The 22,993-nt window shown below is 59.6% G+C and carries 21 protein-coding genes; 13 read left to right on the top strand and 8 right to left on the bottom strand.

The genetic code is table 11. The features are described from left to right. Positions 1-18: 18 nt before the first annotated feature. From KBY95_RS12435 to KBY95_RS12420, 4 genes are all read right to left on the bottom strand, one after another. Entirely contained in the window at positions 19-1,665 is a 1,647-nt protein-coding gene (locus tag KBY95_RS12435; protein WP_254965358.1) for an alpha-amylase, read from the bottom strand. Positions 1,666-1,733: 68 nt separating this feature from the next. Continuing rightward, positions 1,734-2,909 carry a class I SAM-dependent RNA methyltransferase gene (locus tag KBY95_RS12430; RefSeq protein ID WP_254965357.1) on the bottom strand — a complete coding sequence of 392 codons (1,176 nt, stop codon included), beginning with the start codon at positions 2,907-2,909 and terminating at the stop codon, positions 1,734-1,736. A 67-nt stretch (positions 2,910-2,976) separates the two neighbouring features. After that, on the bottom strand, positions 2,977-3,978 hold the full coding sequence (locus KBY95_RS12425; RefSeq protein ID WP_254965356.1) for a hypothetical protein: 1,002 nt from the start codon (positions 3,976-3,978) through the stop codon (positions 2,977-2,979). Continuing rightward, on the bottom strand, positions 3,975-5,216 hold the full coding sequence (locus KBY95_RS12420; protein ID WP_254965355.1) for a hypothetical protein: 1,242 nt from the start codon (positions 5,214-5,216) through the stop codon (positions 3,975-3,977). The genes KBY95_RS12425 and KBY95_RS12420 overlap by 4 nt, the downstream gene beginning before the upstream one ends. Positions 5,217-5,636: 420 nt before the next feature. Between KBY95_RS12420 and KBY95_RS12415 the strand changes: the two genes are divergently transcribed. Continuing rightward, positions 5,637-6,431, top strand: coding sequence for an SDR family oxidoreductase (locus tag KBY95_RS12415; RefSeq protein WP_254965354.1), 795 nt, complete (start codon positions 5,637-5,639; stop codon positions 6,429-6,431). Here KBY95_RS12415 and KBY95_RS12410 read toward each other — a convergent pair. Continuing rightward, positions 6,400-7,521: a hypothetical protein gene (locus tag KBY95_RS12410; RefSeq protein ID WP_254965352.1), complete on the bottom strand. Its 1,122-nt coding sequence runs from the start codon at positions 7,519-7,521 to the stop codon at positions 6,400-6,402. The genes KBY95_RS12415 and KBY95_RS12410 overlap by 32 nt on opposite strands. Beyond that, entirely contained in the window at positions 7,508-8,707 is a 1,200-nt protein-coding gene (locus KBY95_RS12405; RefSeq protein ID WP_254965351.1) for an aminotransferase class I/II-fold pyridoxal phosphate-dependent enzyme, read from the bottom strand. Before KBY95_RS12405 ends, KBY95_RS12410 begins: the two co-directional genes overlap by 14 nt. A gap of 88 nt (positions 8,708-8,795) precedes the next feature. On the opposite strand from KBY95_RS12405, the gene KBY95_RS12400 reads away from it, so the two are divergent. From KBY95_RS12400 to KBY95_RS12350, 11 genes are all read left to right on the top strand, one after another. Continuing rightward, positions 8,796-9,083 carry an acyl carrier protein gene (locus KBY95_RS12400; RefSeq protein WP_254965350.1) on the top strand — a complete coding sequence of 96 codons (288 nt, stop codon included), beginning with the start codon at positions 8,796-8,798 and terminating at the stop codon, positions 9,081-9,083. After that, complete coding sequence (locus KBY95_RS12395) at positions 9,080-10,324, top strand: beta-ketoacyl synthase (RefSeq protein ID WP_254965349.1); 1,245 nt, start codon at positions 9,080-9,082, stop codon at positions 10,322-10,324. Before KBY95_RS12400 ends, KBY95_RS12395 begins: the two co-directional genes overlap by 4 nt. Then, entirely contained in the window at positions 10,321-11,292 is a 972-nt protein-coding gene (locus KBY95_RS12390) for a hypothetical protein (RefSeq protein ID WP_254965347.1), read from the top strand. Before KBY95_RS12395 ends, KBY95_RS12390 begins: the two co-directional genes overlap by 4 nt. After that, the gene (locus KBY95_RS12385) at positions 11,282-12,397 is read left to right on the top strand and encodes an SLBB domain-containing protein (RefSeq protein WP_315858919.1); all 1,116 of its coding nucleotides are present in this window, start codon (positions 11,282-11,284) and stop codon (positions 12,395-12,397) included. Before KBY95_RS12390 ends, KBY95_RS12385 begins: the two co-directional genes overlap by 11 nt. Positions 12,398-12,405: 8 nt before the next feature. After that, positions 12,406-13,212, top strand: a complete 807-nt coding sequence (locus KBY95_RS12380) for an ABC transporter permease (protein ID WP_254965345.1) — start codon at positions 12,406-12,408, stop codon at positions 13,210-13,212. A 73-nt stretch (positions 13,213-13,285) separates the two neighbouring features. Further along, on the top strand, positions 13,286-13,915 hold the full coding sequence (locus tag KBY95_RS12375) for an ABC transporter ATP-binding protein (RefSeq protein WP_254965344.1): 630 nt from the start codon (positions 13,286-13,288) through the stop codon (positions 13,913-13,915). Continuing rightward, positions 13,905-15,104: a hypothetical protein gene (locus KBY95_RS12370; RefSeq protein ID WP_254965343.1), complete on the top strand. Its 1,200-nt coding sequence runs from the start codon at positions 13,905-13,907 to the stop codon at positions 15,102-15,104. Before KBY95_RS12375 ends, KBY95_RS12370 begins: the two co-directional genes overlap by 11 nt. A 322-nt stretch (positions 15,105-15,426) precedes the next feature. After that, entirely contained in the window at positions 15,427-17,133 is a 1,707-nt protein-coding gene (locus tag KBY95_RS12365; RefSeq protein ID WP_254965342.1) for a glycosyltransferase family 2 protein, read from the top strand. After that, entirely contained in the window at positions 17,133-18,011 is an 879-nt protein-coding gene (locus tag KBY95_RS12360) for a phytanoyl-CoA dioxygenase family protein (protein WP_254965340.1), read from the top strand. Before KBY95_RS12365 ends, KBY95_RS12360 begins: the two co-directional genes overlap by 1 nt. Before the next feature lie 136 nt (positions 18,012-18,147). After that, positions 18,148-18,975 carry a hypothetical protein gene (locus KBY95_RS12355; protein ID WP_254965339.1) on the top strand — a complete coding sequence of 276 codons (828 nt, stop codon included), beginning with the start codon at positions 18,148-18,150 and terminating at the stop codon, positions 18,973-18,975. A gap of 547 nt (positions 18,976-19,522) precedes the next feature. Then, the gene (locus tag KBY95_RS12350) at positions 19,523-19,987 is read left to right on the top strand and encodes a discoidin domain-containing protein (protein ID WP_254965338.1); all 465 of its coding nucleotides are present in this window, start codon (positions 19,523-19,525) and stop codon (positions 19,985-19,987) included. Between the two features lie 250 nt (positions 19,988-20,237). On the opposite strand, the gene KBY95_RS12345 is transcribed toward KBY95_RS12350, so the two are convergent. Beyond that, the gene (locus tag KBY95_RS12345) at positions 20,238-21,770 is read right to left on the bottom strand and encodes a hypothetical protein (protein ID WP_254965337.1); all 1,533 of its coding nucleotides are present in this window, start codon (positions 21,768-21,770) and stop codon (positions 20,238-20,240) included. Positions 21,771-21,997: 227 nt separating this feature from the next. Between KBY95_RS12345 and KBY95_RS12340 the strand changes: the two genes are divergently transcribed. Further along, entirely contained in the window at positions 21,998-22,609 is a 612-nt protein-coding gene (locus KBY95_RS12340) for a hypothetical protein (RefSeq protein ID WP_254965336.1), read from the top strand. 13 nt (positions 22,610-22,622) lie between these two features. Here KBY95_RS12340 and KBY95_RS12335 read toward each other — a convergent pair. After that, positions 22,623-22,993: DUF4407 domain-containing protein (locus KBY95_RS12335; protein WP_254965334.1), on the bottom strand; the 371-nt coding region annotated here is incomplete at its 5' end.

Raw genomic sequence — 22,993 nt, 5'->3', positions numbered from 1 at the left:
CCAGGGCCAGCGGCCCGTTCAGAGCGTCACCCCCATCGCCGCCAGGGACGCCTCCTCCACCCACACCGACAGCGAGCCCCCCGGGCAGTGCCAGTCCGCCCAGCCGTCGCCGTTGGTGGTGATCGGTGTCTGGATGTGCCCGGTCAGGTCGCGGAAGCTGGTGTGGCGCTTGCCCACCTCCATCCACTTGTGGCCGGCGGGACCGTCGCTCATCAGCACCGCCATGGCCCCGGGGTGGCCCGGGGTGCCCAGACGCGTCCAGCCGATGGTGTTGACGTGGTCGAGGTAGTCGTACTGGGGGCCATAGGCGCAGTGGCTGCGGGCGAGCAGGAAACGGTCGATCAGGAAGCGGTGGCTGGGCAGCACGATCCGGTACTCCTGGCCGTCTTTTTTGTCGGTGTACTCGGCGCCGTAGTAATCGGCACCGAAGATGCAGGGATAGCCCTGGTCGCGCAACAGGATCACGGCGTAGGCCAGGGGTTTGAACCAGGCCTCCACCACCGATTCCAGTGATTGCAGCGGCTGGGTGTCGTGGTTCTCCACCAGGGTCACCGCCAGCAGCGGCAGCTGCTGCATCAGGGTGCCGTCGAGCAGCCGGCGCATGTCGTAATGGCCGCCGCTGCGGCTGGCCTGGTGGAAGTTCAGGTGCAGCGGCGCGTCGAACAGGCTCATGTGGCCGCCGGTGTTGGCCGCGTACCAGTGCAGGCTTGCGATGTTGTAGGTCCAGTACTCACCCACCACGAACAGATCGCGCTGGGCATGCGCCTCCAGGTCGCTGATCCAGTCGAGGAAGAAGTCACTGGCGATGTGCTTGATCGCATCGAGGCGGAAGCCGTCGGCCCCCACGTGGTCGAGGGTCCAGCGGCCCCAGTGCTTGAGCTCGCCGCGCACCTCGGGGTGGTTGATGTTGAGATCACTGCCCATCAGGTAGTCGTAGTTGCCCTTCTCCAGGTCGACGTTGCTCTCGAAGCCGGCCCCCTGGGTGCGCCAGATGGCCTTGAAATCGGGATCGAGGCTGTTGTGGTCGACGGCGTCGAAGTGGTACCAGTGCCACTGCATCGACGAGTAATGGTCGCCGCGGCCATCGAAGCGGAAGCGGGTCCAGGCGCTGATCGTGCGTTCCTCCCCCAGGGGCCGGTTGCGGTCGGCGGGGTCGTAGGGGGTGGCCCGGTACTGCTCCTGCTCGTCGGCGTTCAGCTTGTGGTTGAACACCACATCGGCGTACACCTGGATCCCGACCTCGCGGCAGGCCTGCACGGCCTCCAGATACTCCTGCTTGGTGCCGTACTTGGTGCGCACCGTGCCCTTCTGGTCGAATTCGCCCAGATCGAACAGGTCGTAGGTGCCGTAGCCCACATCCCATACGCTGCCCCCCTTGCCGGCCGGCGGTAGCCACAGGGCCGTGATGCCGGCCCTGGCCAGTGCCGGGGCCTCCTGGCGCAGCCGCCGCCAGTGGCCGCCGTCGCCGTCGCTGTACCAGTGGAACCACTGCATCAGCGTGCCGTTGAACTCCGTCGGCGCGGCCAGCTTGCGGGCGCTGATCTCGGCTTCGTGGCTGGCCAGCCACTCCTGCAGCAGCGCCACCGCCGCCGCGCTGGTGTCGAGGGCCGGATCCCTCTCGACGGCGAGTACCTCCTGCCTGAGCGTTTCGAAGAGTGAGGCCATGGGGGCTGGCGGCGGCGGAGGCAGAACCCACCGCTAGCAGCGCTGGAGGGGAGCTGCTGTAACAGACCTCAGCGGATGTCGTAGCGGAGCCAGCGGCAGTCGATGCCGCCATTGCTCACCGGCACCCGGCGGCTGGCCTTCATGCGCAGGGCCCCCGTGAGCGCCGGGTTGCCGCTCAGCAGCCACAGGGTCCAGCCGCTGCAGCGCTCCTTCACCATCCGCCCCAGATCGCCGTAGAGCGCCTCCAGGTCGTCTTCCGCTCCGAGCCGCTCGCCGTAGGGCGGGTTGCACACCAGCACCCCGGGTGTCTCGGGGGGATGGAAATCGCGAAAGTCCCCCTCCTGCAGGTCGACCCAGTCGGCCACCCCGGCCGCCGCCGCGTTGCTGCGGGCCATGGCCAGCACGGCCGGATCCCGCTCCAGGCCCACGACCGCGGCCAGGGGTTCACCACCCGGGAGGGTGTTGCGGGCCATGGCGATGGCCGCGGCCCGCTCCCGCTGCCAGAGGGCGGCATCGAAATCGGGCCAGCGCTCCAGACTGAACGGGCGCTCCAGGCCCGGGGCGCGGCCGAGGGCCCGGCAGGCGGCCTCGATCAGCAGGGTGCCCGAGCCGCAGAAGGGATCGGCCAGCGGCACGCTCCCGTCCCAGCCGGTGTGGGCGATCAGCCCGGCGGCCAGGTTCTCCTTGAGGGGTGCCAGGCCCATGGCGGCCCGGTAGCCGCGCCGGTGCAGGCTGGCGCCGCCGCCATCGAGGCTCAGCACCGCCTCGGGGCCGCTGCCGCCGGGGCGGCCGGGGCTGAGGTGCAGGTGCAGCACCAGGTCGGCCTCATCCAGGTCCACCGAGGAGCGGGACCCCCACACCTGGCGCTGCTGCTCGACCAGGGCGTTCTTCACCTGCAGGGCGCTGTAGTGGCTGTGGTTGAGGCCCGGCACGCTGCCGCTGGCTTCCACCCGGAAGCTCAACTGCGGCGGCAACCAGCGCTCCCAGTCGGCGGCCCGCTGCACGCCGTCGTAGAGCTCTTCACGGCCGCGGCAGGGGAAGCGGGCCAGTTGGCGCAGGAAGCGGAACGGCAGCCGGGCCTGCAGATGCAGCCGGTAGAAGGTGGCCGCATCGGCCCGCAGGCCCACGGCGCGCCGCAGGGGGCGCACCTCAAGGGCGCCGAGGGCCGTGAGTTCCGCCGCCGCCGGTTCCTCCAGCCCCGGGGGAACCACGGCAATGACGTCGAACGGGGAGGGGGTGGCCATCCCCCCATGCTGCTTGCCGGCCGGCGGCCCGAAGGTGGCAAGGTGAACAAGCTTGTCTTCGGACGGATTAAGGATCTGTGTAGGTCAGCGGTGAATTACGGAGTTGTTGTTCTGTCTCGGCCAAGCGGGCTGACACATAATCGCCCTGTTTTAACAGTTGGGAGTCACCGTTTAGTGCGATGCAGAATCCACACGCTGATGTCTTGAGCTGATGCTCGCTCTGGACGTCTGGCCGCGGCCGATTGGCAATGCAAAAGTACTGACGAAGACCATTGATCCAGATTTCAACCTTTGCTGGAGCGTCGGCTTGCCCAACATAAGCCCAACCCTTGATTTTATCTTTTTGAATTTCTTCAAGCCGGCCCTGCCAGCCCTGTAGCTGTCGAACTTCGCGGCGATAGATATCGGGCGATACTTGGACACTGGCACTGCAGGCCACCTTGCTGATGTTATCGAGATTGAGCCTCAGGAAGTGATCCAATTGATCAACAAGCAAATCGGGATCTAGAAGGGCTTTCTCGTAGGAGATTAGTAGGCAGGGGTGATCGATTCGATCAAGGAACCTCACCAAGCGACGGTATTCGCTAAGGCTCTGCGTGAGTTGGCACTGCAAGCTTTCACCCTTGGAGATTTGGCGCCGGCCTGCGATGGCAAGAATGTCCCGGAAGATCACCACAAGGTAGGGTCGTCTGAGTAGGCTAAACAGCGATGGCTCAAGAATCTGACGGGATGGAAGCTTGAAGCCCCACAGAGTGTAATTCTGATTGCGTTGCTCAATCAGCCGTCGCAATTCCCTGCGTTTTCGTGGCTGCAGGAGTGTTGCGAGCTGCTGATCTTCATGCGTGCCAATGGCTGTTTGCTCGCCCATGCAAATACCTGCCGTTTTGAGCACAGCAGCCAGCATGGAGGTGCCCGAGCGCCCCAGTCCAGCCACGACAACGGTGCCTGCTGAGTAATGATCTTTGGCAGTTGCATTGAGAAGCCAGAATCCAGAGTTCTGATGACTCTCCGTGTCGCCGCCCAGCATTCGGGCCGCCGTAGTTCTTCGGCGAAGTTGCTTGAATATCATGAATGGATGATCGGCAAGAATGCGGCCAAGTGCTGCAGGTTGAGAGCGAGGCGTGAGGGTGGATTGGCCTGCAACGCTATCAATTGCTCAACAGCTTGTTCAGGAGTGATGAACCAGCCGCAGTGCTGGTTCACATAGGTGGGATAAGCCATTAGGGCCCCAAAGACCAGTTCATCCAGTGTAAGCTTGCGTTGTCGACGCTTGCAGTGAAGCCGATCCGTTGTGAGTCCCCAGCCAGCATAAAATGGCAGGCCATGGCAGACTACGGGGACCTGTCTGAGCAGGGCCTCAAAGCCTGTTCCGGAGGTAAGAACATGGACGCGATCCACTTGGTTCAGCAGCGTATTAATCGCAACATGTGGCAGTATGACATCGACGTAATTGGGGATGGTGTCTTCACCGTCACCAGCGGGCCTTCGTCCATTGGCGACGAATGGATGAGGTTTATAAATCAAGTGAGCTTCGGGCTCTAATCTGCGGGCAGCTATGGCAAGGGCCAGGTTGGTGCGAATATCAGGAGCCCCGTAGCGGATGGAGGCATCTTGTTCCACTTGCCCCACTACCAGCACCACAGACTTGTCGTGGTACGGACGGTTCCAGCTCTGTCCTTTCAGGTTATATTTACTGAGGGAAGCGGATAAGATCTCTGCCCGTAGTTGTTTGGCCCTCAAGCATTCCTCGACGTTGAAGCAGTGCTCTTGAAGCAATCTTTCTAGGGCACTGGGACAGGTGGCATCGAAGTAAATCCCAACCGCATCAACCGCCAGTGAGAGTGGCAGCTGGAGGTGGGCTCCCCGTCCACTGGAACGCAAAAAGCCATCCTCCAGTTGAATCAGTGGCCTTTTCTCAGGCTGTAGCGCCTGCTTGTTGAGCGCCCTGCCAAGCACGGCTGAGGCCTGAGCTTTCCGACTGGGCTTGGCGTGCCGATGGCGAAAGCGCAGCTGGCTTCCTGCCAGGTAGTAGCGCAAGGTTCGGTGGTGGAACGGATGGATCCCGAACGCTTCAATGCGTTCTGGAAAGCGACGTCGTTGCTGCAGTTGCAAGCCGACCAACGCGAGGATCTGTTCCGGATCACAGGCTTGGCGCCGGGTTGGATCCCAGTACGTGCTCTCCTCCAGCAGCCATCGGTGCAGCAGTGCGAGTTGCCATCGGCGGCTGGATGGCAGGTGCGGAAGCCCATGCACCGGAAGGTTCCAGATCAGCGCTTCCAGGCCCCAACGCCAGTCCTTGGTGACCATCGCGGACGCTGTCGCCAGAAGTGGTGCCGGGTGCTGCCGTTGGCGTCTGAGATCAAGAACGCGCTCGTAGGGATACAGTTTATGGGCGAGCATGTGCAGATTCTGCCCTCGGCACCGGTTGGCGAGCAGTACGAAGGGCTGCTCCGGTGGAGTGGCTAAGTGGCGCGGATTCCAGCCACTGATTCCCCAGTGCCGCCAGTAACTGAGTAGCCCCTCCAAACGTTTCTCCTGGCTTGGAAGGAGTGGAGAGAGACCCTGCGGTGGCTGGCACCAGTTGCAACGGCTCAAAGGCTGCCAACCCCCCAGCCTGTGGAACCACGTAGGCTGCTCAAGTCCGAACAGGGGAGCCAGGGAATTACCCATCAGGGTGGTCCAGGTCATGCAAAGTTAGGCGTTGGTGCGGAAGGGGGCTTCAGGTTGATGGCCCAGAGGGTGGTGATTTCGGGAGCAAGCCGAGGCATCGGTGCTGCGTTGGCTGAGGCCTTGGCGGAGCCTGGCGTTGCTCTGATGCTGTTGGCTCGGCATGGGGACGATTTGCGCCAGGTCGCCGAGCGTTGCGTTGGGAAAGGAGCGGAGGTCTACTGGAGGGCCCTTGACTTGCGGCATCGTGAGACTGTGGCGGATACCGTCGAGGCTTTTGCGAGCAGCGGAGGCGTGCATCTTCTGATCGCCAATGCCGGTGTGGTGGCCTTGGAGGACACGCCAACCGACCTGGGCCCCGATTGGGAGCAACTTCGGGAACAGATTGATCACAACCTCACGTGTACGCTCTCATTGCTCCAGGCTGGACTGAGCCTGCCCGTGAAACAGCGACCGCATCTTCATTGCGTGGTCGTGAGTTCTCTGAATGCCTTTCTGCCGCTCGGAGAGGCACCAGGTTACTGCGTGGCCAAGGCGGCTCAGCACACCCTGGTGGAAGCCCTTGACGACTTCTATGCCTGCCGCTCTGAACCAGGTGCGGAGGTCATTTTCAGCCAGGTGTTTCCAGGTTTCGTGGCCACGGCCATGGCCACGGACTATCCAGGCCCTCGGCCATTGGAATGCACGGCTGAACAAGCTGCACAACGAATCCTGCGGGGTTTGCGGGCTGGGCGCAAACGCATTGTGTTTCCCCGTCGGATGGCTCTGCTGCTTTGGATCGGGCAACGTTTACCCAAGCCTGCCTTGCGCTGGATCCTTGCTTCTAGCCGGGCCTATCGAGGCTTTTGGCCATGATCAAATGAGACATCACCTGCTCACCTCCGTAGAGCTTCAGGAAGCGAATCATCGCTTGGTTGTCTTCGAGAATCCAGCCCATGCTGGCCGAAGAGCTGCCGAAGGCCAATCCCGTATTGATCAAGTGACTGAGCATGGCGATGGACGCTATCAAGGAAACTTGGGATCCCTGAAGCTCAGGGATGACGCCTAAAAGAGCGATCCGCCCATGTTCGCACTGACAACGCCGTAATCTCAGTAACAACATGGGCAAGTTGAGGATCCCAAGCTTGGGGTTGAGGTTGGAGGCGATTTCCTTGGCGTTGGGGATGCCTAGGCAAATGGCAACGGGACGACCGTGAAGAGAGATGAAGGAAAGTACTCCCTTGGGCAGCATCGTAAGAACCTTGAGGACCAAGTTTCTGGCCTCAGCTCTGCTGATCGGTTCGAAACCCCAATTGTTGCTCCAGCATTGGTTGATGAGGGTTTCAACCCATTCACAATTGCGATCAAGAGTTGACCACTTGGCTACTTCTAGTTGAAGCCCTTGCTGAGGCATGACTTTGAGTAGCGGGCCCATCCGCAGTTGGAGTCGCAAGGCATTGCGTTCATCGGCTTGAAGGAACGTCAGCAATCGCTTGGCACAGTTAAAACCGCAGGCCTCAAGGTTGCGGATGTAGTGTTGAGGAGTCTGCGGATAGCCGTACAGATTCGAGCAACTCCTGTATTCTAGTAGACCACATTCGTCATGGATGGATGGATTAAAGGGACCGATCAGAAGTTCAGAGCCTCCGCAGCGTGTCCATGTTTCGGCGGCATGGGTGAGCGCGTGAGCGGCCTCTGGGCTGTCAATGCAATTATAGAAGCCGAAACGGGACGGACCATCTTTAGGATGCATGGCCATGATCCTGCCAATGGTTTTGCCTTGGCTCCTGAGAATCCAGCGCCGGTGGGGTGTGCGCTTCAGATAGGGATGAAACCAGCTTGAGCTTCGCAAGACTTCATCGAAACGGTCAAACCAATCGGGATAATGTTCGGGTTCAAGCCCGATGCCAAGCCCTGCCCTGAACCGGTGATGATCCAGAGTAGTACGGACCTTAACGACCCGCATTGGTTTTTGTATGGTGAATGGCACTGCTGAGGTCATTCACCAGGTTGGTGATGCTTTCTTTGGTGTGATCGGAGCGTACGAACAGACGTAGTCGGCAGCGATTGCTGGGAACGGTGGGAGGAGCGATCGGGTAAACCCCCCAGCCCTGGGCCAGCAGATGGTTGGCGGCAAGGAACGTGTGACGAAGATCGTTCAACATGATGGGAACAATGCCCATACCGAGACTCTGGCCCACATCGAGGCCTGCCTCCTGCGCGGTATGGATCAGGTACCTCCCGTTGGCCTGAAGAGAGGCTACCCGTTCTGGCTCGTTGCGCATGACAGTCAAAGCGGCAGTCGCCGCGGCACAGCAGGGTGCATTCAGTCCCACACTGAAACTGAAGCCGCTGGCGTGGAGTCTGAGGTGTTGGATCACGTCCTGCTTGGCAGCGATGAAGCCGCCAGTAGAGGCGAGGCTTTTGCTGAGCGTTCCCATCCAGATGTCCACCTTGCTGGGGTCAATTCCCTGCTGCTGATGACTGCCAAGACCACCAGCACCCAGCACCCCGAGCCCATGCGCTTCGTCCACCATCAGCCAGGCTCGATGCTCATCTCGCAGCGTGAGCAGGCTGTTGAGGTCGGGACTGTCGCCATCCATACTGAAATGACCTTCCGTGACGATCAGGCAGCGGCGATACTGATGGCGGTGCTTGACGAGCAGGCGTTCAAGACCTACCGGGTCGTTGTGCGGAAAGACGAGGCGACGGGCACCGGAGAGCCTGACGCCCATCTGGATGCTGTTGTGAGAAAGTTGGTCTACGATCACTAAATCGCCAGGCTCTACTAAGGCTGCGATTGTGCTGACGTTCGTTGCATGGCCACTGACGAACACCAAGGCCGACTCTTGCCCGTAAACCTGCGCCAACTGGGTTTCGAGGCCTGCGTGATGGGGCAGCTCACCGGCCATGAGGCGACTTGCCGAGGTAGACAATCCGTACTGCTTTAGGGCTTCTGACGCGGCATCAAGGATCAGGGGATGTGTCTTGAGATCCAGATAGTCATAAGATGAGAACTGCCTCTGGCCCGGCGCGTTGACTTGATCTGCTCTCGAAAAGAACGGCAGATCCGATGCTTTTAGGCCATTGCGCCGCAACAGACGATCAACAAGCCTCTGGCTGGCGAGTTGGGGAACCCCTGGCGAGAGCATGGCTCCTCTTTGATGCTGCAGTACTATATCCTATAGCAAAGTTTGTCAAGTGTGGTATGATACGGTGACTAGGCTAAAGTAGCACTGAATGTCCTCCACCGTCAAAAAAATTGATCAGGCCCTTCTTCGCGAGATGAGTGACGAAGAAATCGTCGAAGAGATTGTCATCATCCTGCGAAGAGTTGTGCCTCACGACATTGATGACATTCAACTTGATTCTTCACTTGTGGGTGACATTGGGATTGATTCTCTCGGGACATATGAGCTCGTCATGGATGCCGAAGATCGTTTCGGTATTGAGATTAAGGACGATCAGTTGCTGGAGCTTTCAACCGTTAGAGATATTGTTGATTTTGTAAAGGAACAGGTGGAATGAGCTCTTTTACGGCCGTAGCCGTCAGCGGTGTGGGATGTATTACGCCGCTGGGAAACAATCCTGATACAGCTTCTGAGTCTTATCTCCAGGGTTTGAGTGCTAGCAGCGAACTTGTTGAACCTTGGGCCTCAGGGCTGTCCGCCCGAATCGTTGCACCTGTTTCTTGTGATATGGGGGAACAGCTTGGGGATTTCCTTGTTAATCGCCTGGATCGTTGCAGTCAGCTGGCGTTGCTGGCGGCCCGCCAGGCCTGGGCTGCGAGCGGTCTGGGGAATCTTGGGGTCCCTGGCGAACGCCTGGCCGTCGTGATCGGCACAGGCATTGGTGGGCAATCCACGTTGATTCAACAATATGAGCGCAATGCCGCCGGCGCCAGGCGCATTCATCCTCTGGCTGTGGCCATGGCCATGCCCAATGCCGCCGCGGCTCAGGTGTCCATTGAGTTGGGTGCCCATGGCGGTGCCCATGCCCCGGTATCGGCCTGTGCCAGTGGTGCTGAGGCGATTGTCTGGGGACAGATGCTGCTGGCAACTGATCAGGCGGATGTGGTTGTTGTAGGCGGCACGGAGGCGGCGATCCATCTCGTCACCTTGCGCGGATTTGCAGAAATGCGTGCGCTCTCCTGTCGTCACGACGATCCGTCGGGCGCCTGCCGGCCCTTTGCGGCCGATCGGGACGGCTTTGTTGTTGGGGAAGGGGCCGGGGTCCTCGTCCTCGAGCGCCTCAGCGATGCCCTGGCGCGGCGGGCGACGATTGAAGGGGTGCTCCTTGGCTCTGGGATGACCAGTGATGCCCATCATCTGGCCATGCCTCAGCCCGATGGACTGCAGTCGGCTGGGGCCATGCAGAAGGCCCTGCGAACTGCAGAGGTGGAGCCGCAGGAGATTTCGATGATCAGTGCCCATGCCACCGGCACCTCACTGGGCGATCTGGCGGAGGCTCGCGCCCTTCATAGGGTGTTTGGTACGGCAACGGATCAGGTCTGGGTCACCGCTCCCAAAGCAGGCCTTGGCCATCTCCTGGGAGCCGCTGGAGCCGTGGAGTCCATCCTGACGCTCAAGGCACTGCAGAAGGCTGTGGTGCCACGCAGTCTGAACGCCGATCCCCCCGACCCTGAGTTGGCGCTCCGGATCCCCAGGCATCGCAACGAGCCGCTCGATCCGCAGCGTCGTCATCTGGTTCTCAAGAACGCCTTCGGTTTTGGCGGTCACAACGTGAGCCTGGTGTGGGCGAGCGCGTGACGACGGCACTGGTGCTCCATCAGGGTGCGGAATCCAGCCTTGACTATTTTTTGCATGCGGCTTTTCGGGAGCGGCATTGGCGTGCACTCTTGGTGGATACCCGCCGTCGTCCGCCTTCGGACATGGGATCTCAGCTGATGAAGGCACGGGTTGTCGTGCTGGTGCGGTATTGGCCCAGCGGATGGTGCTGGCGGGCGGTGCTCAGGCAGGCCAGGCGGCAGGGCCTGCGTTGCATCTACTGGATGGATGACGACCTCATGGACCGATCGGGATTTGAAGTGTTGCCGCGCAAGTATGCGGCCAAATTGCGTCGCCTGGCCTGGGATCGCCGTCACGCCATTCTTGATTGGTGCCAGGAGCTTTGGGTGAGCACCCCATCCCTGGCCCAGCGCTATGCCAGCCTGAATCCTGAACTGATCCCGTTGCGCCCTCAGGCCAGGGTGGTGGAACAGATCCGCAGCTTCACTATCGGGTACCACGGCACGGCGTCCCATCGGCAGGAATTGCTTTGGTTGTATCCGCTCATCGCGGACGTGCAGGCTCGCTATTCGCATACGCTTGTGGAGCTGTACGGCGATGACAAGGTTCGCAAGTTATACAGCCCCTTACCGAGGGTTCAGGTGCAGCATCCCGTTCCCTGGGAGCGCTATCGCGAAGTCACTGCCGGCCAGCATCTTGATCTGCTCCTATGCCCACTCCTTGACAACACGTTCAATGGTGCGCGCGCAGCGGTGAAGTTCTTTGATGCCGTCCGCTTAGGTGCCGTTGGGCTATACAGCAATCGGGCTCCCTATGCTAACATGGTACACCATGGTGATGATGGGCTCTTGCTGGGTGATCAATACGACGAGTGGCTTGATGCTATTCATCGCCTGTCGAGCCAGCCCCAATGGCGTGAACAACTCGCTGATTCTGCCCGCTGTCACGCTTCACACTATCTTCATTTAGGCCTAAGCGATGAAACATAAACTCCCGTTTGCAACACATACTTTGATGATCCTTGGTGTTTGTGCTGGGCTCGGCCTAGGTCAGGGAGCAGCGTCCCAACCGATGGGTCCTTCGGGAAAGGCTCCAAGCGGTTTCAGTCGCGATTTGCGCTATCGCCTTGGCCCTGGCGATCGCATCCGCATGTCAGTGTTCAAGGTTCCGGGCTATGAGGGGATTGCCGAGGTGATCGCTGATGGCACGGCGAGTTTCCCTCGCATCGGCAGCGTCCCTGTGGCCGGACTCACCTTGGATCAGGCCCGACAGCGCATCGGTGAGGCCTACGGGCGCTACCTTCGCCGCCCCAGCGTGTCCCTGGATTTGGTGTATGCCCGACCCATGCGCATCACCGTCACCGGTGAAGTTCAGCGGCCAGGTTTGTACAGTCTGGATCGTTCTGGCAGTTTTCAGCTGGAAAGTGCGGGCGCTACCGCTGGTTCTTCCCAGCCCACCACCATTCAGTCCAGTGGTTGGCCCACGCTGGTCGAAGCGATTCAGAAGGCTGGTGGCATCACAGCACGGGGAGATCTCCGAGCTGTTGTGCTCAAGCGCCAACTGGGGCCTGGCCCGCAACGAGAACTGCGGGTCAACTTCTGGGAGGCGCTGCGAGATGGTCAACAGATTGAGAATCCAATCTTGTTTGATGGTGATGTCGTCATGGTGACGGCGGCCGATGAGTTCAGTTACGAAGATCTGATCAAGATTGGTTCATCGACCTTTGCTCCCGATACGATTGGTGTGAACGTCGTGGGTGAAGTCGTTCGTCCTGGCAGCATTCGCGTGCGGGCCAACAGTCACCTCAGCAACGCTGTGCTGGCGGCTGGTGGTTTTGTCAAAGAGCGGGCCAGTGTGGGTAACCTCCAACTCTTTCGCCTCGAATCGAATGGGACTGTTACCCAGAAGCAGGTGCGTTTCAGTCCTTCGGACCCCTTGGGTAGTGACAACAATCCTGCCCTGCGCGAGGGCGATGTGGTGGTTGTGAACCGCAACCGAAGGGCCGCTGTAAATGACGCGGTGCGAGCCACGCTCGAGCCCGTGGGTCCTGTGATCAATGCCGCTTCTTTGTTGCGGTTGCTGGGTGTGAACTAGGGGATTTCATGGAGGGTTCAGATTCTCGGCTGCGTCGACTGAGTGGGTTTGAGATCCAGTGGCGTGTGGTGAATGCTCTCGTTTATCGCGAGCTTAGGCGCCGCGTCAGCGATGTGCAGGGTGGATTTCTTGCCGTGCTGATGGAGCCGATCGGTCAGATTGCTGTTTGGACAGTGCTACGCATGATTGCGAGCCCAGCAACGATGGTGAATAATCTCAATATCATTCTATTCCTTGCCTGCGGGGTTATCCTTTTCAACCTATATTCCAGGGTGGCTTCGCATGGGCTGACGACGATGGAGGCCAACAAGGCCCTGTTTTTTTACCGTCGCGTCAAGCCTATAGACACAATTCTAGCCAAGGCGATTGAAGAGTTGGGGCTTTATGCCTCTGCAGCGATTGTTGTTTTTGGACTTGTCTGGGCTTATCTCTACAGCTTGGTGCTCCGAGATTTGCCCCTTTTGGTCATGGCCTTTGTGCTGATGACGTTACTTGCCATTGCCAGTTCCCTCCTTTCTTTGGTGGGCTCCCATTATTTTCCTAACCTGAAGCAGGTGCTTTCTTGGCTGAATCGAGCTTTGTACTTTGCTTCAGGTGTTATCTATGCGCCGATCCAAATTCCTCAATTTGCCAGAGACTTTCTTGTTTGGAACCCTCTTCTCCAGTGCATTGAGCTGGCCCGTAGGGCCTTGAGCGTTGATTATCAGATTCCTTCCCAGGTGACCCTTGGCTACCCGGCGGGATTCGCGCTGGTTTACCTGAGTCTTGCCCTTTGGTGCTACACTAACAATGAGAAGGTATTGATCCGCCGCTAGGCCAATGATACGTGTTAGCTCGCTTACCAAGAGTTACCTCTACAAGGGCAAGCGCAAGCGTGTGTTGGACAATTTGACCTTCGAGATTGCTGGCGACGAGTCGATCGCGGTCATCGGTGCCAACGGGGCTGGGAAATCGACCCTGCTTCAGCTGCTTGGAGGAATAGATATCCCTGATCGAGGAACCATTGACTGTACTGGCACGATTTCTTGGCCCGTGGGTATCGAGGGTGGTTTCCAGGGAAGCCTAACAGGCAGGGAGAACGTGACGTTCGTGAGCATGATTTATGGAGAGAAGCGTGAGATTGACGACCGCATCAAATTCGTCGAAGACTTTGCGGAGCTTGGTATATACTTTGATCGACCCTTCAAAACCTATTCCTCCGGCATGAAGTCGCGCCTTAGTTTTGGGCTTTCGATGGCCTTCCCCTTCGATTATTATCTCATCGATGAGATCACGGCGGCTGGCGACCAAAAGTTCAGAGAAAAGAGCAAACGCCTTTTGCTGGATCGAAAGAAAACCTCCAACTTCTTGATGGTTGACCATAATTTGTGGGGCCTGCAGATCCATTGTAACCGGGCCTTCTTGCTGGAGTCTGGAGGAATTACTGAGTATGCGAATGTCAAAGAGGCCATAGATATCCACACCAAAACCCTGCTTGCTGAATTGGCGCCAGAGTCTGGAGTTCCCCATGCAGCTTGAACAAGCCAAGCAGAGTTCGATTCAGGTTTTCCAGCAGGCGCAAGCTGATTGGAGGTCTCAGCTACGGCGGCCTAATCCTCTGCGCTGGTTAAAGCGGCGTTCGTTGTTCCAGTTGGTACTTGTACCGGTGGTTTTAGCGGGCATTTACTTCTTTGCGATTGCGCGTGACCGATATGCAGTGGAGTCGAGCTATGTCGTACGCCGTTCAGCCGAAGATATTTCGCTGGGCGGCGGTGCCACCAGTGGGCTTGCAGGTTTGCTGGCGGGTTCCAGCCAGAATTCCCTGGAGGATGCGCGTTACCTACGTACCTATCTCACGTCTCCACAGGTTCTGGAGGATCTACTCAAATCCTATGATTTCGACGCTGCCTATGCCCAGCTCCCGCCTGATCTGATGGCGGGCTTGCCCAGTGGTGCCAATCGGCAAGAGCGGCTCAAGTTCTTCCAGAAGCAGGTGCAGGTGCAGCTTGATGAGATCTCTGGTGTGATCACTCTTACGACCGTTGGCTTATCTCCCAAAGCGGCTTACGAACTCAACCAGTTCTTGTTGAAGCAAAGTGAGCAGTTTGTCAATCGCCTGAACCAGAGGATCGGTGAAGCGCAACTGCAGTTTGCCCGCAAGGAGTTGGCCAGTTCCCAATCGCAATTGAACATAGCGAAGCAGCGACTACTTACCTTTCAGAGCGCTACGGAAGTGATTGATCCCAAAGTGGAGGCTGGGATTGTGGCGAACTCTGTAGGAGGGCTTGAGATGAAGCTGGCTGAACTGAAGTTGCATCGCTTTACCTTGCAACAGCAATTCAAGAGTGATGACGAGCCGGATCTATTGGCTGTCAAGGATCAGATTGCAGAATTGCAACGATTGATTGATTCTGAGCGTAAGGGCTTGGTGTCACGTCAGGGATCGGGTCGAAATCTGAATCGAAAAGCGGCCGACATGCTCCAGTACCAATCGGCAGTCGACTTTGCCGCGGACTTGTATAAAACTGCACTTGTTTCTGCTGAAAAGGCCCGTGTGGACACCCAGCGTCAACAGAAATTCATGGCCATTTTGTCGGCACCGCTCTTGCCAGATTCTCCTGCGTTCAATTGGCGGCTGCGTGGTTTCTTTACGGTTGCTGCCCTCGCCCTGGTCAGCTTGAGCCTGGGTAAGTTTGTGCTTGGTGTTCAAGACAGCCACCGTGAGTAGGCGGATCTTCCACCGGCTTCCGTTCAGCACCGGACGCCAGTGGCGCCGCAAGACACTTGCCTTGGTGTTCAGTCGTTGGAAGCCGTTGCATGGCCGCTGGTCGGAATCGTCGCATTCCCCTGTCTGGCTCAGTGACACCGCCTTATCGCCAGGTTGGTACCGGCTTGGTTTGTTGTTGCAGGGGCCCCAACACAGGTACCGGATCGACCTTCGCCGTGGGCAGGAGCCTTTTGTGCAGCCTCTTTTGGCCACCAATGGTGTGGAGCGTCGTCGTTTGGTGCGAATTTCCAGTCGTGGCAGCCAATCTTTGCAACTTCGTTTCTTGCACCTTGAGGGGGATCTCGAGCGGGTGCAGGTGCGCTATCAGCCGTTGTTTTCGCCGAGGGCCCGCTTTCGGGTGGCCCGTCATCTCCGCACCCGCCACGACCTCTATGGGCGGGTGATCGGCAGTAATCGCCACCGGAGCCATGCGCGTCTCTGGTTCGACTACAACGCCTTGCTCGCCCGTCGCTCCTTGCATGCCCATGGCTACAGCGCCTGGATGGAGCGTGTGGAGGCTTGCCAGCGGCGAGCCTTGGAACTGACGCCTCCGCCTACGGCTCTGACCGGTGCTGAGCTTCGTCTGCGGCTGTGGTCTCCGGAGTGCAGCGGCCGAGCCGACTGGTGGGTGGTTCTGGATGAGGGAGATCGCCTGGCTCCCCATGCGAATGAACGCCTTGGCCAGCTGCTGTGTGCGGCGCCTGGAGCTGAACTGATCTATGCCGACAGCGATCTCCTCTCAGCCCAGGGGGTGCGTCACAGTGCCCAGTGGAAACCAGCCTGGAATCCTGATCTGCTGCTGGCTGACCCCCATTACAGCCGCTGTTTCTGGGTGCGTTCCGACCGGTTGGAGGTGGCTCTGCAGCGGCTGGCTGCAGCCGGTGAAGAACCCACCCCCTATGGCCTGCTGCTGGAGCTGTCCCAGGTCTGCCAGGCCGAGCACATCTGGCATTGGCCCGAGGTGCTGAGCCACCATCGCCCTGTCTGCCGTGGGGGCACGGCCACGGCGGCGCTGGTGCAGCGGCACCTGCAGCGTTTGGGATACCAGGTTGAGGTGGAGGCTCGCGAGGGTGGGGGCCATCGGCTGTTGTGGGCTCTGCCGGATCGCCCTGTGAGCGTGAGTGTGATTGTGCCCACCCGGGACCGGCTGGAGTTGTTGGAGCCCTGTCTCCACTCCCTTCAGGCCACGGCTGGAAGCCGCCTGGAGCTTGAGCTTCTGGTGGTGGATAACGGCAGCCTGCAGCCAGCCACACTGGCCTTCCTGGCGGAGCTGGAGGTCAGCGGCCGGGCGAGGGTGTTGCGCTGCCCTGGGCCCTTCAACTATTCGGCACTGAACAATGCGGCCGCCGAGGTGGCACGAGGGGAGTTGTTGCTGCTGCTGAACAATGACATCGAGGCCCAGGCGTCTGGTTGGCTGGAGATGATGGCGGGCCAGGCCCTGCGGGGGGAGATCGGCTGTGTGGGGGCCCAGCTGCTCTATCCCGATGGAACGTTGCAGCATGCCGGCGTGATTCTGGGCATTGGTGGTGTTGCCGGCCATAGCCACAAATACCAATCGGCTTCGGAGCCTGGCCATCAGCTGCGTGCCCAGCTCAGTCACAATCTCAGTGCGGTGACCGGTGCGGTTCTGATGATCCGTCGAGCGTTGTTTCAGCAGCTGGGGGGGTTGGATGCCGAACAGCTGCATGTGTCGTACAACGATCTCGATCTCTGTCTTCGGGCGATGACCGCCGGCCACCGAAACCTTTACTGTGCCGAGGCTGTCCTGGTGCACCACGAGTCGAAGAGTCGGGGTGCACCGATCACACCAGAGGCTCTCCATCAGTGGCAGAAGGAGAGGGACGTCATGCAGCAGCGTTGGGGCGTGATTCTCAACGCAGACCCCCATTACCATCCCCAACTCAGCCTTCGTGAGGAGAACTTTGGTTTGCGTTTGGATGGTCCGGCCCCCCAGTTGCGGCGGCTCCAGCCAGCGCAGGAGGTGATCTGATGGGGCTGGATCTGGCCAGCAGGCCTTGGATTGATCGGCCTGATGTGGCCGGCCGCGTGGCCGCCGGGGCGTTTGGTCCCTATGGGCAGCAGGCTCTGCAGATGGCGGAGCAGGGCTTTTGCCTGCTGGATCTGGCGGATGACAGCTTCCACGAGCGTGCCAGCGCGATTCGGGCTTCCCTGGAGCCCCAGTTTGATCTGGATGGTTGGAGAAAGGGTACGACCGTTGATCTGCGTCTGCAAGACAGTTGGAAAAAGTGCGAAGCTGTTCGGGAGCTGGCGCTGCATGCGGTGGTGTTGGAGCTGCTCCGCCACCTCTACGGACGCGACCCGTTCTGCTTTCAAACGTTAAACTTCCCGGTGGGCAGCCAGCAGCACTTCCACAGTGATGCCGTGCATTTTCATAGTTATCCCCATGGTTTCATGTGTGGCGTGTGGATGGCTCTGGAAGATATTGAGGCCGATGCGGGTCCACTGGTGTATTATCCAGGCAGCCATCGTCTGCCCTACCGCAGTGCCGAAACGGAGGGATTGAGTCCGGAGGACGTGGCGGCTGAACCCCACCCCCAGCGCCTGTTCGAGCCGATCTGGCGACAGGAGCTGCAGCAGCATGGTTTGCAGCCCGAAACTTACCTGCCGCGCCAAGGTGAGGTGCTCATTTGGCACGCCAATCTGCTGCATGGGGGGCTGCCGGTGAACAACCGTGAGCGCACGCGCTGGAGCCAGGTGAACCATTTCTTCTTTGCGGATTGTTTATACACCACGCCGATGCATAGTTTTGAATTCTCTGCTGGAGGTGCCTGTTTTCGGCAGCCTCAGGATGTGGCCACAGGCAAGCTCAGAGGCGGCCGCGTCCAAGGGATAATGGTTCCACACTGATAGACGAGGAGTTCCGTTGTTTCGCCGTCGACGTTCCAAGCCCAAGCATGCCGGCGGCATCGATACGATCACACCGGGCCTGATCGCTGGCTGGGTCCACTGTTCAGCAGCACCTCTTTCTGAGGTGCGCTTGTTGGTGGGGCCCAATCTGCTGGCGCAGGCCCTGATCAATCAGCCACGCCAGGATGCCTGCCAGAGGCTTGGGATCCAGGGCGCCTTTGGGTTCCAGTTGGAGATCTGCGGCGATCTTCCTGCGGTGGCCTTTGCGGAGGCCCCGCGTGTGCTGGCGCTCTCTGTCGATGGAGGCACCAGCGTGGAACTGGCCTATCAGCCGCAGCCAGCCAGCACGGTGGAGCGTCTGCAGCAGGTGCTCGCCCCAGAGGTGCGCGGCGCTGTGGGCCATTTCGATGGGCTCAGTCCTGAAGGCGACGCCCTTCACGGCTGGGCCTACCGTCGCGGCCAGAGGTCTGGCCAGCCGATTGAGGTGTGGCTGCACGCGGCGGGTCAGCCACCGGTGAAGCTTCGCTGCGATCGCTACCGACCAGGGATGGCTGATCAGGGCTACCCGGAGCAGTGTGGCTTTGAGATCGAGCTGCATCAGCTGCCTCCTGCCTGGGCCGGGCAGGAGGTGCAGGTCTGCTTTGACGCGGGCGGGAAAATCCTGCTGCCGGGGGCTGGTGTGGTCCGCCTGCCGGGGGCCGGACTGGGTGTGATTCCGTCTCCAGCTCCACTGATGCATCCCGCTTCCGGGTCGCCGTATGCCGCGCAGGTGGCGAATGCGCCCGGCGAGTTGCAGCAGAGCTGGCAGGCCTTGGAGCAGTTCCGTCAGTTTCTGGACGGCCTGGAGGCCCAGGTCTGCCGGGCGGAGGAATTTCAGCAGCTGCGTGGGCGCCAGGCCCTAGAGACAAGCGGCCCACTGCGCAAGCGGGATCGGTTGCTCCGCCTGCTTGGTCTGCGGAGTTGAGAGCCAGGCCTGCGTGCAGATGGCCTCCAGACGCCGGAGATAGCGTTGTCACACCATGGGCAGCCCCGTCGCAGCGCGGGCAACGGAAGAGATCGGGCCATCGGATCTGTGCCAAGGCTTCATCACTGGGCCTCCGTTCCGTAGCATTGCTGGATCTCTGGTAACGGAAAGCCCCTTCTGGCACTGAATGCCGTTGCGTCCCATGATCTGACTGGTGCTGGCGTACCAGTTTGGGACTCAGTTGCCGCTCGCGGAGCAAGCAGCCTAATCAAGTCCGCTTTTGGTCCCGGACCAGTTTTGGATGTCGCTTGACATCCACCAGTCTGAGGTACTCAGACTGGCCTTGAGGAAGCTGATTAGGCTGCTCGGAGCTCTCTACTCGGCTGGTGCGACTTGGATTTCGGGAATTGAGGGTAGCCAACCCGCCGGCCGAAACCATCCATACTGACAGGCCCGCCAACGTCACGTTGTACAGACATAAAGGCTGCTATGCAGGGTTGACTAAATGGTCTTCCCATGCGATAGTACATAAATAGTGAGACATTCAATGCAAGAAATCGAACCAGTTATCGAGGGTCTTAACATAGCCATTACTGCTCGCTGCACCCAAAGCTCGCTGAGCAGGTGGTGGAGCGTGGGGGCAGACGAAGCTCAGCGGGCTGTGAACGGGGAGCGCAATGGCTCCTATTCGTTCCATACTGACTACGAGGACAGGCCATTCTTGCTAATTGACTTTAATGACGTTGTTGACTTTGACGAGATAGTTGTTTTCAACCGCCTGTATCCAGATATCAGTATACCCAGGGCTCGCACGCTCTGTGTTGACATATCTATTGACGGCGAAGGATGGCACCGCGTTTACGAAGGGAGTCAGCAAGCAAAAGATTTTGGTGGCATAGATGGCAACCCATTGCGGATTTTCTGCTCCGGCTACAACACTCGCTTTGTTCGCTTGCAGCTTCAAGAACCAAATCATCTCCACCTAGATTCTGTTGAGATTTACAAATATTAGGGGTCCCTATCCAGGGGGGGGTGTGCAAGTTGCTGCGTTGCTGCGCCCTTGACCGCCCTGGTTTTTGTGCTTGTGTCTCAATGAGAGGCCGATTGGTCCGTAATGGTCGTCTTGAGGCTAGCGGTCTTTCTCAAGAGCAGCCTCACACTGAACCTCGCTGGTGTATAGCCGAAGAAACCCAGGAATTGAAAGTCCTTCTGAAACTGGATTCTCTTTGGCGCTATGGATAGACTGGTATGTATGTAGCATTCTACGCGCCCAGGTCAGCCGGTGAGGAGCGAGCTGGGTAGTTAAGAAGACCATTGGCCTGGAGACGGATCATGCGGACCAGCAGCCCCATGGCCCGGGAATTCTCCTGCGCCTGCGCATGGCTCAGCTCGTCTCCTGCACGTGAGCGCAGGAAGTAGTGCTCGAGTTCCTCCTGCACCTGATGCAGTTGCAGCAGAGTACGCTCGGCTTCTTGCTGGGCTTCCGTTAGGTTCTTGTTGGCAGTCTCCAGCTCCTCGCCGCGTTGTTGGAGTTGATTTCCGAGGTCAGTAGTGCTTGCTGAGGCGGCTTGGAGGGCCTGATCCTTGGACTGGACCTGGGCGCTGAGATCGTTCTGGGCCATGCTCAGCTGGTCATAACGTTGCTGCAGGGTGAGGAGCTCCTGGTTGCGCTGTTGGAGTTGATTGGTGATGTCGGAGCACTTCGCTTGAGCAGCCTGCAGGGCCTGGTGTTTTGCCTTGGATTGTGCCAGGTCGTCTTGGAGGCGTTTGAGCTGGGCGGCCTGCTGATCACGGGCGTTGTGGGCTTGCTGCAAGGCCTGAGCCTGGGCGGTGCACTCCTGCTGAAGTTCTTCGGCGCGGTGGATGGCGGCATCTTTCTCGGTGTCGAGAGCGTCTTTTTCAGAGGTGACGGCGTCGTGTTGTGCCTTGGATTGTGCCAGGTCGTCTTGGAGGCGTTTGAGCTGGGCGGCCTGCTGATCACGGGCGTTGTGGGCTTGCTGCAAGGCCTGAGCCTGGGTGGTGACCTGCAGCTGAAGTTCTTCGGCGCGGTGGATGGCGGCGTCTTTCTCGGTGGCGAGGGCATCGACTTTGGTTTGGAGCTGGACGGTGAAGTCATCTTGTTCGCGTGAGCGCAGGAAGTAGTTCTCGTGCTCCTCCTGCACTTGGTGGAGCTGCAGGAGGGTGAGCTCGGCTTCTTCCCTGGATTCCTTGATGGCTTGGTTGGCAGCCTCCAGCTCCTGAAGGCGGCTTTGGAGCTGTTGTTTAAGGTTGTCGGCGTCCTGGAGCGCGGCATCTTTCTTCTTGACCAACCCGTCATACTCTGTATTGAGCTGAGCCAACTCCTCTACCAGGTGCTTCACCTTGATGGTCTGCTGTTCTGTTTGGCACCAGCGGCTTTGCAGGGCCTCGGCACTGGCACTGTTGTCGAGCCGATGGATGTAGTTGCTGTCGGGAGTGGTACCGGCAAGTTCAGCCAGAAGTTCGAGGTCGAGATAGGCCTCCAAGGCATCGGGTTCCACCTCCAGTACCGAACGCGTCACCACGGCCAAAAGCGCGTCCACCTCTGGCAATGACATGGGGACAGTGGGGCAAGTGGTCTCGCCACGGAGCCAGGCTAGTAACTCATCCGCTTTGAGCTGGCGCAGGCGCCATGAGCTGATCAGCCGGGAGCCATCCCTCTTCCGGGCCAGGCTGCGGTATCCCTCCAGCAGTTCCTTGCTGTCGGGGGTTGGCTGGTCCAGCTGGCGCCAGATCTTCAAGACGGCGTCAGGGGTGTCGTAGAGGAGGAGGTCCACCGAAGCCCCAGCGTCGTCGGCCGTCCGCCGCAGTCCCCCTGTGCTCAGGTGCTCCTCGAGAGCTGGTTCTAGGGGGAAAGGGGAATACCAATGAAACACGGCAGGTCGGCCACAATGACTGGAACTTAAGTTGGACAAGCCCATCCTGTCTCCTGGTGCCTGAATCGCCCTTGAATATTGTGATCGGGGCACCAAGCCTGATCACTCAGCTACCTGCGGGGCCCACCTTGCTGGTCGAAGCGGATGGGGAGCGGCTGTCGGCTTTGACTTTGCCCCTGGAACGCCGCCAGGAACCGCTGAGCTGGCGTCATGCCGTTCTGGCTGCCGAGACCGAAGCTGATGTGTTGTGGCACTGGTTCAGTGATCACCGGCTGGACGGTCCCCTTGGAATGGATGGGTGGCAGTCCCACTATCCCAATGTGAAGCTGCTGGCGGAGCAGAGGATGGTGGGCACTCGGCTGGACACGCTGCTGGAGGGCTGGCCACAAGCCCAGAGCAGCACCACGCCATTGCAGCTGTTGGTGCGTCAAGGTGATCCACTTGGGGCGCTGCAGGGGGCAGGCCTCTGGCTGGTTCGTTTGGAGCGGGTGGAGCTGCTGGGGCCCAGGGCCGCAGAGATCTGGGGTGAGGCGTTAGACGCCTGGCTCGTGGCACGGGGCTTCTGCCGGCAAGAAGGGCGGAAGGACGCCTGGCTGCGCGATCCACTGGCGACCCGACTTCTGGAGCTGGAGGAGCTGCAGCAGGAAAGGGATCAACTTGCCACACAGCTCGCTCAGATCAGGCTGGAAGTCGACGCCATGGCGGAAAGGCTTGGCTCTGACAGCTCAAGGATCTCGTGACAGATTGATTGGATCACGGGCGGCTTGCGGCCAAGGGCCGGGCCAGATGCCGGAGACGATGGAGGGCTTCAGCCTGGGCGGTGAGCTTCTGCTGGAGGTCGTTGGCGCTCTGGCTGGCGGCGTCTTTCTCGGAAGCGAGGGCGTCTTTTTCAGAGACGAGGGCGTCTTGTAGCGCCTTGGACTTCGCCAGGTCGTCTTGGAGGCTTTTGATCAGGGCAGCGTGCTGATCGCGGGCGTTGTGGGCTTGCTGCAAGACCTCAGCCTGGGCGGTGAGCTTCTGCTGGAGGTCGTTGGCGCTCTGGCTGGCGGCGTCTTTCTCGGAAGCGAGGGCGTCTTTTTCAGAGACGAGGGCGTCTTGTAGCGCCTTGGACTTCGCCAGGTCGT

Origin of the sequence: Cyanobium sp. Aljojuca 7A6 (genome assembly GCF_024346455.1) — a bacterium.
Taxonomy (GTDB): Bacteria; Cyanobacteriota; Cyanobacteriia; order PCC-6307; family Cyanobiaceae; genus Cyanobium.
The sequence above is the reverse complement of the archived record's forward strand: the minus strand, read 5'-3'. Positions and strand labels throughout refer to the sequence as shown.